Origin of the sequence: Corallococcus sp. CA053C (assembly GCF_003611675.1) — a bacterium.
Taxonomy (GTDB): domain Bacteria; phylum Myxococcota; class Myxococcia; order Myxococcales; family Myxococcaceae; genus Corallococcus.
In genome coordinates, this window is record NZ_RAWA01000339.1 from 1 (window position 1) to 10,929 (window position 10,929).

Here is a 10,929-nt window from a genome sequence, read left to right on the forward strand (position 1 = left end):
AGGTGTTGCCGCAGCTCCTGCGCTGCCAGCAGGCGCTCGTCGCCGGTGAACGGCGTTCCACCCGCCAGCGTCCGCGCTCTCAGTGTGTCCCGCTCCGCCTTGGGCAGCCGCCACAATTCCACGAACGAGCCGCCGCTCTTGCGCACCTCCTCGCCCAGCCGCTCCACCGCCGCGCGTGGATAGCCGGGCACATCCACCTTCACCTCCAGCGCTCCCGCCTCGTCGCGAAACGCCACCAGCAATTGCAGGGACTGCGCGGACGGCAGCAGCGCGCCCAGCCCCTCCACCACGGACGCCGCTTGTTCGGGCGACGCTCCTTCCCCCCACACCGCCGCGAGACCGAAGACAGGCACGGCCGGGACGATAGCCGAGCACTCCTGTGCCCCGTCCAGACAGTGCCGTCAGAAACAGGCGACAGCGCTGCATGCAAAGTTTTCAAAGCCAGATGTGTCATGTCTCACCCGGGACGCACCTACATCGGAATCACACGACATTGCTTCTATGCTGGAGGTTCTCCGCAATCCCCCCTCACCGGAGTGCACTCCCCGTATGCGCAATTGGATCCGACTCTTCTCCGGCACGCTTCTCGCGGCCACGTTGCTCACGGGCTGCGGCGGCAGTGACCCCGACCCCGATCCCAATCCCCCACCTGCAGACGCCGGCACGACGCCGGATGACGGCGGCATCGACGCCGGTGAAGTCGACGCGGGCTTCGACGCCGGCTACGTCGAGGACGCGGGCGTCATCGTGGACCCCGACCCCGACCCGGGCGAAGTCCCCACCGACCCGTATGATCCGACCAATGCCCAGCGGGACTCGGACTGTGACGGCCTGTCGGACCAGGAGGAGTTCTCCACCATCTACACGGGTGGCGTGAGGACGAACCCCGGAGATCGCGACACCGACAACGACGGCATCCGCGACGGCGTGGAGGTGGGCCGCATCAAGAGCGTCGTCACCACCTGTTCGTTCTACCCGGACCTGGACCCGGCCTCGCGCACCTCGCCGGTGAAGGCGGACACGGACGGCGACGGGCTGCCGGACGGCCTGGAGGACGCCAACCGCAACGGCAAGCGCGACCTCACGGAGACGGACCCCAACACCGCGGACTCCGACGGTGACGGCCTGTCCGACGGCGTGGAGGACGCGAACAAGAATGGTTCGCAGAGCCCCGGTGAGACGGATCCGCGCAAGCGCGATACCGACGACGACGGCCTGCCGGACGGCCTGGAGAAGTCCTCCGGCACGGACGCGCTCAAGCCCGACACCGACGGCGATACCTGCTCCGACGGCGCCGAGGACGTGAACAAGAACGGCAAGTTCGACTCCGGTGAGACCAACCCGCGCGTGGCGGACTGCGCCGCGTCCGTCCCCGACACGGACTTCGACGGCATCCCCGACAACGTGGAGGACGCCACCGGCACCGACAAGACCAAGGCCGACACGGACGGCGACGGCGTGGCGGACGGCGTGGAGGACACGAACAAGAACGGTCGCGTGGACAGCGGCGAGACGGACGCCCGCCTGACGGACACCGACTGCGACGGCCTCCAGGACGGCGCGGGCCGCAACGGCTTCCTCGGCGAGGATCCGAACTCCAACGGCCTGGTGGAGGCCGGCGAGACGGACCCCACCAACCCGGACTCCGACGCCGACGGCCTCTCCGACGGCGTGGAGCGCGGCGTGGCGACGGCGGCGGCCCCGCGCACCACCTGTGGCTACGTGGGCGACACGGACCCCGCGACGAAGACGGACCCCAACAAGCCGGACTCCGACGGTGACGGCATCCCCGACGGCGCCGAGGACTCCAACCAGAACGGCAAGGTGGACCCCGGTGAGCTGAACCCGCAGAACGGCACGGACGGCGCGCCCAACACCCCGGCGGGCAAGGCGTGCAGCGTGCAGAACCTGCGCACGGTGACGTTCAAGGAGGACAGCGGCGCGGACGTGCGGCTGGCGCTGCCCAACACCTTCAAGAACGCCAACGTCATCAACATCACGGCCTCCGGTCAGACGGTGGGCGTGATGGGCTATGACGACACGAAGCAGGTGACGTTCATCGCGTTCAAGCGCGGTCAGGTGACGAACGCCTCGGGGGCGTCCACCACGCCCGCCGGGGACGAGCTGGGCATCCGCACCGGCACGGCGCCGCTCGCGCCGGCGGACGTGGAGTTCACCCAGACGTTCACCACGTGGGACGGCTTCAGCGCGGTGGCCACCCGGTACGGCCTCGCGGGCACGGCGGACCTGAAGACCTTCACCAACACGCTGGCCAAGGCGCTGGTGCCCGCCACCACGAACGCCCTCTCCGGCACCGCGGGCATCACCGGCCCGTTCAAGATCCAGGCGCAGTACGTGCACCGCGCCAACCAGAGCGTGGTGGTGGTGCTCGCCATCACCCCGGCGGCCCGCTACAACGAGGCGGGCAGCCTCTTCACCATGGCGGACACGGCGGGCGGCTCCGCGCTGGCGCAGTTCGGCGATGCGGACGCGGTGCAGTGCGAGGTCTTCACCGGCAACACCGCGGTGGTGGACTTCCTCTTCGTCGTGGACGACAGCGGCTCCATGGCGACGTCGCAGACGTACCTGGCGGAGGCCGCCTCGGCGGTGGCCAGCAAGCTGGCCAACGCCACCATGGACTGGCGCCTGTCCATGGTGACCACCAGCTACCTGGCCGCCGGCACCGGGCCCAACAAGGGCGTGCTGCGCAACTTCACCACCAACGTGGACCAGTTCAAGGCGTGGCTGACGGAGAAGGCGGAGTGCAACAACAACGTGTGCGCGGTGAAGGGCGGAACCACCCAGAACCCGACGTACACGCCCCTCCCCAACACGACGTGCGCGTCCAACCTGGAGTGCTGGGTGGGCATTGGCGGCAACGGGACGGAGCGTCCGCTGGAGTCGGCGCGCGTGGCCATCAACAACATGGCCGCGTCCACGGGGGCCGCGAACACGAAGCTGCGCCCGGGCGCGAAGATGGTGGTCGTCGTCCTCACCGACGTGCGTGACCAGTCCGCGGACACGGTGGCCAACTACAAGCAGTACTTCCTCAACACGGGCACCGCGTCCGGCACCACCAACAACCCCACGGGGCAGGCCATCCAGGTCCACGGCATCATCTGCCCGTCGGAGAACGCCACGGCGGACACGGCCACCTGGTGCCGCTCGGATGAGGATCCGCGCGACCCGCGCCACCTGGAGGTCATCCAGGCCACGGGCGGTGTGGCGGGCAGCATCCGCGACAAGAACTCCATCACCAACACCATCAACGCCATCGTGGACAGCGTCATCGCCTCGGTGGGCTACAAGACGCTCAAGCCGCCCATCGGCGCGTCGTTGAAGGTGGCGGTCGCGGAGGTGGCGAACCCCGCCGTGTGCCCCAGCATCGGTGACCTGCCGCGCAGCCGCACCAACGGCTTCGACGTGGACGGCATCAACCGCACCGTGTCGTTCTACGGCGCCTGCCGCCCGAAGGAGTCCGGCGTCACGCAGGCGGCGGTGTCCTACCGCTACTGGATCGACCGCACGACCAACCCCAACGGCAGCCCGCCGCCGTGCTCGACGGACACCACGTACTACGACCCGGGCGACCCGGACTACTGCAAGGGCAAGCTGTCCTGCAATCGCACCACCGACAAGTGCGAGTGCCCGGCGGACTGCGGCGGCAACGCGCCCGCGGGCCAGGTGTGCAACACCGACCGCGCCGTGTGTGACTTCACCTGCGCGCAGGACTGCGGCGGCACGTGCGGCACCTTCGAGACGTGCAACGTGGGCACCTGCTCGTGCAGCTGCGTGCAGTCCGCGTCGTGCGCGCAGGGCTACAAGTTCGACGCCGCCGCCTGCGGCTGCGTCTGCGACACGGGCGCGCTGAACTGCGGCACCGGCTTCGCGGCCGACCCGGGCCTGTGCGCCTGCGTCTGCAAGCCGGACTGCGGCGGCTGCGCTCCGGGCTACACGTGCAACGTCAGCGCGTGCGTCTGCGAGCGGCCCATCGGCTGAGGCAGGAATGAAGAAGCTCCCCCGGTGCCACTCGGACCGGGGGAGCCAGGGTCTTCCCAGAATCTTCAATGAGGCCCCCGGTCTTCACGTCCCCTGAAGGGATGCGAGGCCGGGGGCTTCGCTTTGTCCCTACTTCGCGGCGGCCAGCCCCTCGGGCGCGCGGGCGACGCGGTAGACGGGGTAGAGGCCGAAGCGCTCATCCCAGGCCGGGTGCCGCTGCGCGAAGAAGCGCAGGCGGGCGTGCGGGTCCTTCGCGAAGCCAGGGTCCTTCAGGCGCTCCTGGAAGGCGGCCTTCACGGCGGGGTCCTTCGCGAGCAGCTCACGGGCGAAGGGCTCCACGACGTAGTCCTCGATGTATTCCTTCTGCTCGAAGTGGGCGTTGAAGAAGCCCCACGCCAGGAACGAGTCCGGCCCCGAGGGCTCGAAGAGGTGCGCGATCAGCTGCACGTTCTTCTGCGCCACGGGCACGTAGAGCGAGCCCTCGGGCAGTCCTTGCGTGTCCGCCTTCCAGTCGCCCTTCGCCGTGAGGCCCTGGTGGCCTTCGACGGACTGTTCGCGGAACTGGATGCCTGTCGCGTGGAACGACTCCACCGGCGCGGCGGGCACGGCGCGGGTGAGGCGCTGGAACGCGATGCCGTGCGCGGTGAGCCTGGGCGCCACCCACGCGGCGTGGGCGGCGGACACCACGTAGCCGCCCGTGGGCAGCGTCACGCGGAGCGCGGGCTGGAGGTCCGGCGCGAACGGCACGTTCCACGTCTGGGGCTTCGTTTCGTCGTAGCGGATCCACGTCTGGCCGGAGATGTCCGACGGCGCGCGCGTGTACGCGTAGCCCTTGAACGCGAGCGTCTCCCGCTTGGGCGTGTTCTCCCAGGCGAGCACCACCTCGCGCACCTGGCCGGAGGTGGCCTTCTGGTCCTCGGCCTTCACGGCGGCCTGGAGCGCGGCGCCGTCGCGGGCGACGAGGCGCAACAGCCCCTCCACCACATCGCGGGTGGCCTTCACGCGCTGGGCGTAGGTCTTCCAGGAGTGCGTCTCCACGAGCACGCCGAAGCGGTGGTGGATGGACCAGTAGCCGTGGCTGAAGCGCGGCGGGGGGACGCCGTAGGTGAAGCCGCTCGTCGGGTCGTCGTCCTTCACGAAGGACGGGTAGAAGGACAGCGGCTGGTGGCCCTGCGCGACGAGGCCGGTGAAGAGCTCCTCGCGCAGCTTCAGGCCCAGCGCCGCGAGCGCGGGCGGCCCGGACTTCTGCGGCTCGATGGCGACGGACACGTCGGGTTCGAACTTCGCGCCGTCGGTGACGTGCAGGTCCACGTAGACGAGCGGATCCCACGCGTGCAGGTACGTGAGCAGCATCCCCATCTCCGGCGCGTCCACCTTCGCGTAGTCGCGGTTGAGGTTGAGGTTCTGCGCGGTGGTGCGGAAGCCCATCTCCTCCGGGCCCACCTGGTTGGGGCGGTGGTTGGGGCCGAAGCGCTCGTGGCCATCCAGGTTGAAGACGGGGACGAAGACGGCGGTGACGCCCTTGAGCGCGCCCGGCAGCACCTTGCCCTGGAGCGCGTCGCGCAGGAGCCAGTAGCCCGCGTCCTTGCCGTCGATTTCACCCGCGTGGATGCCGCCCTGGAAGAAGACGACGGGGCGCTGCTTGCGGCGCGCGGCGTCCGCGGTGAGGGTGCCGTCCTCGCTGACGACGAGCGCCACCATGGGGCGCCCCTCCGGGGACAGGCCCACGGTGTCGCAGCGGGCCTTGCCGGGGAAGGCCTTGGGGAAGGCGCGGCAGAGGCCTTCCGCTTCCGCGTAGCGGCCGGTGCGCTTCCAATCGCTCTGTTCGGAGAGGGAGGTGAGGGAGGGAGGAGCCTGCGACAGGACCAGGGCGGTGAGGGTGGGCAGGAGCATGCCCGCGTGAGACCACAAGCCCCGCCGGGGCTCAACCCTGGCGCACGGTGTGCGTGCCACCCACGGGCAGCACGTGCACGCGGTCGCGGGGCCAGCCCCGGCGCAGCCACTCCGCGTCCAGGCGCAGGGGTGGTTCGTCCAGGGGCTCGTCGGTGAGCTTGAACGTGCCCCAGTGCATGGCGAAGAAGGCGAGCGCGCCCAGGTCCTCGAAGGCCTGCACCGCCTCCTCCGGGTTCATGTGCTGGTAGCGCATGAACCACGCCGGGTCATAGGCGCCAATGGGCAGGAGCGCCGCGTCCAGGTGCGGGAACCTGGCGCCAATCTCCTTGAAGCCCTGGAAGTAGGCGGTGTCCCCGGAGTGGTAGATGCGCGCGCTGGAGCCCTCCACCACGAAGCCGCCCCAGAGCATCTGGTTCGCGTCGTTGAGGCCGCGGCGACTCCAGTGCTGCGCCGGCACGTAGTGCACGCGCACGGGCCCCACCTGCGTGGACTCCCACCAGTCCAGCTCGCTGAAGGGCAGGCCTTCACCCTGGAAGATGGGGGCGTGGCCCAGGCCGGTGACGACGCGGGCCCCCACCTGCTTGAGCGTGGGCAGGTCCAGGTGGTCATAGTGGTTGTGGGACACGAGGCTCGCGGTGATGGGCGGCAACCGCTCCACCGGCACGCCGGGCGCCACGTTGCGGCGGATGACGACGTTGATGGCGTCGCGCAGCACCGGGTCGATGAGCAGCGAGATGCCATCCAGTTGCACAAGCCAGCTGGCGTGTCCCAGCCACGTCAGCCGCGCGCCCTCACCCGGGGCGGGCGGCGTGGCGAGCACCGCGAGGTCCGGCTCCACGTGCGGCACCGTGGCGCGCGCGGGTGACTTGCGGCGCTTGCCCCCCAGCTTGTCCAGTACGGCCCACTTGAAGACGTTGTTGAACGGGTGAGGTCCGCTGCCATCCAGGTTCTTGAAGCGCATCGCCATGTGCGGCTCCGGGGTGGTTTCAGCGGGGGACGTGCTTCGCGAGCACCTGGTCCAATGCCTCCGCCTGCGCCCGGCCTTCCGGATCCGGGTCCTTCAGCGCCCGCGCGACGAAGGTACGCGCCCGCACGGGCTCCGTCTTCGCCAGGGCCATGGCCATGGCCAGGTTCGCCTGGGGGTGATCCGGCGAGGCCGCCAGCACGGGGGTGAGCAGTTCCACGGCCCGTGCGTCCTGCTGGTGCTCCAGGTAGAACATCGCCAGGTCGCACGCCGGGCCGGGCGCCGTGGGGTCGCGGGCCACGGCCTCCTCCAGCAGGGCCACGGATTGAGCCCGCTCGCCCTGGGCGTCCAGCACCAGCGCCAGGCCGTGGAGCACGTCCACGGAGTCGGGCGCCTGCTTCCTCGCCTCCTGCAGTAGCCGGTGGGCCTCTGCGGTATTGCCGGCCTTCAGCTGAGCGATTCCCTCGCGGTACAGGTCACTTCCCACGGTGTCCTCCAGTGCACCACGCGGCGCGTTGGCTCATTCTGCGCAACTTTGGGCCGGCGGTTTCCGAAAAATCGAGAAGACTTCTCCACCGGGCCCCCGACCATGATCATCCGCAACAGTCCTGTCCGCCGTCCGCAGACCTCCGGTACGGAGTCCTCCGCACGCCCCGCCACCCCTCCCGCCCGCAACCAGGTGAAGGATTCCTTCGCCGGTGGCACCACCGCTGCCCAGCGCACGTCGGCCGTCACGAAGGGGCCCGCCGGCGACCAGGGCAAGCTGATGACCGACTACCTCACCGGCGCCATTCCCCCTCCGGCGGACTTCGAGAAGGTCATGGGCTACAAGCCCTACGCCATCCAGACGGCCCACGGGCAGCGCATGCAGGACCCGTTCGGTGACGCCTCCGTGCCCGGCAAGATTGGCCCGGACAAGGAGTTCGATCCGGCGGCCAAGACGCACGACTACGGCTATGACCTGCTGCGTTACTACGACCGCAAGGGCACGCCGCTGAAGCCGGAGGCCCGCAAGGCCGCGGACGCGCAGTTCCGCAAGGACATGTTCGACTACGCCAACGACCAGAAGGGCGCGGTGAACCGCTTCAAGTTCCGCGCGTGGGCGCAGATCTACGCCACCGCGGTGGAGCTGAACTCCCGCGTGCAGGGCTACGGCCCTCCGTAGTCGCATGGACGAAGCCGGACCCGACGCGGCGCTGCCACTGGACCGCGAGGACGTGGTGGCGGCGCTGCTGGCCCAGCGCAGCCGCTTCCTCGCCTTCGTGGAGCGGCGCGTGGGCAGTCGCGCCGTCGCGGAGGACCTGCTCCAGACGGCCTTCGCCCGCACGCTGGAGAAGGGTGGGGCGCTGAAGGACGGCGAGGGCGCGGTGGCGTGGTTCTACCGCTTGCTGCGCAACGCCCTCGTGGACCATCACCGCCGGCAGGCCGCGGAGGGACGCGCGCTGGCGGTGGAGGCCCGCGACGCCGACAGTGCTCCCGAGGACCCGGAGCTGAAGGGCGCGGTGTGCGCGTGCCTGGGGGACCTGCTGCCCACGCTCAAGCCCTCGTACGCGGAGCTGGTGCGCCAGGTGGACCTGGAGGGGCGCGCGGTGCCGGACGTGGCGCGCGAGGCGGGCATCACCGCCAACAACGCAGGGGTGCGGCTGCACCGCGCGCGGCTCGCGCTCAAGCGTTCGCTGGAGCGCAGCTGCGGCGCGTGCGCGGCGCACGGCTGTCTGGACTGCTCCTGCAAGCCCCGCGGCTGATCCCGGGCCTCTCTCAAGGGCAGGTGGCCGCGTCGTCGTTGTCGTCGATGAAGGGGGTGCCCTGGTACACGCTCGCCGCGAGCGCGGTGGCCTGACACGTGGGCAGCTTCGCGTTGTCCACCGTGACGAATTCGACCGTCACGCGGGCCAGCTCTCCCAGGCCCAGGCTCGTGAGCGAAGCGTTGCCCTGGACGTTGAGGAACGCCAGCTCGCGCAGCGCCGCGAAGTCGCCCAGCGTCGGCAGCTTCGCGTTGCCCAGCACTTCCAGGGTGGAGAGCCGGGGCAGCCGGGCGAGGCCGCTCAGCGACGTCAGTGCCTCGTTGCCGACGGCGGACACCGCCTCCGCGGTCCGCAGCACGGGCAGGCCGTGCACGCGCTGCAGCACCGGGTTGTATTTCACGGCGAATTGGTGATCCACCGAGGTCAGCAGGGGCATGTCCCCCACGCTCACCATCGCCGCGTTGCCCTGGATGTAGATGCGGCCCGCGTGGGTGAGCTGGAGGAACCCGGCGGTGTCCGGCAGCCGGAGGTTGTTCAGGAGCTCCAGGGCGCCGACGGAGACGAGTCGGCCCAGCGGGGCCAGGTTCTCCATCTGGGCGTTCAGGCGCAGCTGCAACAGGCCGTCCACGGACACCAGCTGCTCCAGCCCGAAGGGCCCCCCGAGCATGGCGTTGTTCACGAGGTACACGTCTCCGTGCACCTGGGCCAGGTTGCTGAAGGCCAGCGTGGTCAGCCGGAGGTTGTCCTGGACGGTGAGCGAACCCGTGAGGGTCACGACGTGGGGCAGCGGGCCCGGGTTCTCCATCGCGTTGTTCGCGCGCAGGGTGATGCTGTCGGTGGGCGCCACCGCGGCCAGTCCCTCCAGGGAGGGGAGCTTCGGGTTCTCCTCGACGATGAGGCTGCCCGCCACCCGCAGCGGGCGCCGGGACTCATCGCCCAGGACCAGGTCCTCGAGCTGGGCGTTGTCACGGACCTCCACGCTCCCGCCGACGAAGCGCAGGGTGGTCATGCCGAACCGCTTCAGGCTGGAGTTGCCCTGCACGCGCAGGGAGCCGTCGATGACGGACAGGGTGGGGACGAAGGCCTCGGGGAGGGAGGGTGCCTCGATGCGCAGGTCGCCCCGCAGGCGGTCGATGCCTCCGAGCACGAGCAGGTCCGTGGCGCTCGCCACCACGAAGTCTCCATCGTGGATGCGGGCGGCCTCGCACACGTGGAGGATCGTGCTGAAGCCGCCGGGGTCCGGCGCGGTGTCGCCGTCGCGGTCCTCGAAGGCGGCCACGCCCGTGCCTCCCGCGGCGCAGTTCATGCCACCGGGTTCGGCCTGGAACTGCTGGAGGCGCAGGCGGGTCGGCTCCACGTCGCACGCGTAGGCGGTGGCGTAGATCTCCGCCGCGTCGAGGACGCCGTCCAGGTCCAGGTCCGCGCCGGCCTCCACCACCGAACCGCCCCGGTCGCACGGGGCGACGGAGCGAGGCAGCTCGCGCGCGCGGGAGAGCACGGGGGAGGGCTCGTTGCAGATCTGCACGTCGCGGGTGACCTCCTCGTCCTCCAGGAGGCCGTTGCCGTTGGCGTCGTGGCCGGCGCGGGTGAGCTGCCCGCCCCGGGGGCACTTCGCGGTGGGCGCCACCGGGCGCACGCTCAGCAGCACGTTGGCGACCGTGGTGGTGCAGACGTACTCGACGGACTTCACCTCTTCGTCGTCCAGCTCCCCGTCGTCGTCGTAGTCCAGTCCGGACTCCACCACCTGTCCGCCGTAGGGGCAGTTCGTCCCTATCGGCTCGAACTGCCTGCGGGTGCGCACCTTGGGGATGCCGTCTTCGCAGACGTAGTCGGTGGTGAGGACCTCGACGTCGTCGAGCACCCCATCGCGGTCCTGGTCCAGGCCCGTCAGGATGGCCTGGCCTCCAAAGCCGCAGTGCTCGCCCGGGGGCTCCGGGAGGATCCGGGTCCGCGGCTCGCGCTGGGTGATTTCAGAGAGGTCGATCGCGTCACAGCCACTGCCCATGAGGGCGAGCACCGCCACCCACGTTCCCCATGTGCGTCGCATCTGTTCCCTCTCCGTCCGGCCCCCCGTCTTCGTCTCCCTGTGCATACGGAGGGAGGGGATGGGCCAGGTCGTTTTTTCGCCAATCCCGCCGGGACGCCCCGCAAGGTACTGGAACTCCAGGCCCGCTCGCTCCGGCGCGGGCGCCTTCTACCGGAAATCCCCGCGGGGAGACAGGGACGGGGGCCCGGCGTTACGCGAGGTGTAAGAGCGCGACGGGTGCCGCGTTGGCCCGGGGAAAGGAGGCTTCACCATGCCGCACTCCCACCCGCATCCCCCTGCCT

Annotated in this window: 7 protein-coding genes and 1 pseudogene; 3 read left to right on the forward strand and 5 right to left on the reverse strand. The window is 70.3% G+C overall.

The window, feature by feature from the left end:
- Nucleotides 1-353, reverse strand: a pseudogene (locus tag D7V97_RS32450) (TIGR02266 family protein); the annotation flags it as partial.
- Nucleotides 354-549: 196 nt separating this feature from the next.
- Between D7V97_RS32450 and cglD the strand changes: the two are divergent.
- Entirely contained in the window at nucleotides 550-3,999 is a 3,450-nt protein-coding gene (gene cglD, locus D7V97_RS32455; protein WP_120614499.1) for an adventurous gliding motility lipoprotein CglD, read from the forward strand.
- Between the two features lie 129 nt (nucleotides 4,000-4,128).
- Here the strand turns inward: cglD and D7V97_RS32460 are convergent, their stop codons facing one another.
- From D7V97_RS32460 to D7V97_RS32470, 3 genes are read right to left on the reverse strand one after another with little or no spacing between them, the layout of a single operon-like run.
- A complete protein-coding gene (locus D7V97_RS32460; protein WP_120614500.1) occupies nucleotides 4,129-5,892 on the reverse strand; it encodes a M14 family zinc carboxypeptidase in 1,764 nt (587 codons plus the stop codon).
- A 31-nt stretch (nucleotides 5,893-5,923) separates the two neighbouring features.
- Entirely contained in the window at nucleotides 5,924-6,859 is a 936-nt protein-coding gene (locus tag D7V97_RS32465) for an MBL fold metallo-hydrolase (protein WP_120614501.1), read from the reverse strand.
- A 19-nt stretch (nucleotides 6,860-6,878) separates the two neighbouring features.
- Nucleotides 6,879-7,343: a M48 family metallopeptidase gene (locus D7V97_RS32470; RefSeq protein WP_199729011.1), complete on the reverse strand. Its 465-nt coding sequence runs from the start codon at nucleotides 7,341-7,343 to the stop codon at nucleotides 6,879-6,881.
- Between the two features lie 102 nt (nucleotides 7,344-7,445).
- On the opposite strand from D7V97_RS32470, the gene D7V97_RS32475 reads away from it, so the two are divergent.
- Nucleotides 7,446-8,021: a hypothetical protein gene (locus D7V97_RS32475; RefSeq protein WP_120614502.1), complete on the forward strand. Its 576-nt coding sequence runs from the start codon at nucleotides 7,446-7,448 to the stop codon at nucleotides 8,019-8,021.
- Between the two features lie 4 nt (nucleotides 8,022-8,025).
- Complete coding sequence (locus tag D7V97_RS32480; protein ID WP_120614503.1) at nucleotides 8,026-8,601, forward strand: RNA polymerase sigma factor; 576 nt, start codon at nucleotides 8,026-8,028, stop codon at nucleotides 8,599-8,601.
- Nucleotides 8,602-8,614: 13 nt separating this feature from the next.
- On the opposite strand, the gene D7V97_RS32485 is transcribed toward D7V97_RS32480, so the two are convergent.
- Nucleotides 8,615-10,648 (reverse strand): hypothetical protein, encoded by a 2,034-nt coding sequence (locus D7V97_RS32485; protein ID WP_147445061.1) that lies wholly within the window; start codon nucleotides 10,646-10,648, stop codon nucleotides 8,615-8,617.
- Between the last annotated feature and the right edge of the window lie 281 nt (nucleotides 10,649-10,929).

Excerpts from the sequence above, each read along its gene's own strand:
- D7V97_RS32465 (WP_120614501.1), bottom strand. The coding sequence starts at position 6,859 with ATGGCGATGCGCTTCAAGAACCTGGATGGCAGCGGACCTCACCCGTTC.
- cglD (WP_120614499.1), top strand. The coding sequence starts at position 550 with ATGCGCAATTGGATCCGACTCTTCTCCGGCACGCTTCTCGCGGCCACG.
- D7V97_RS32475 (WP_120614502.1), top strand. The coding sequence starts at position 7,446 with ATGATCATCCGCAACAGTCCTGTCCGCCGTCCGCAGACCTCCGGTACG.
- D7V97_RS32480 (WP_120614503.1), top strand. The coding sequence starts at position 8,026 with ATGGACGAAGCCGGACCCGACGCGGCGCTGCCACTGGACCGCGAGGAC.
- D7V97_RS32460 (WP_120614500.1), bottom strand. The coding sequence starts at position 5,892 with ATGCTCCTGCCCACCCTCACCGCCCTGGTCCTGTCGCAGGCTCCTCCC.
- D7V97_RS32485 (WP_147445061.1), bottom strand. The coding sequence starts at position 10,648 with ATGCGACGCACATGGGGAACGTGGGTGGCGGTGCTCGCCCTCATGGGC.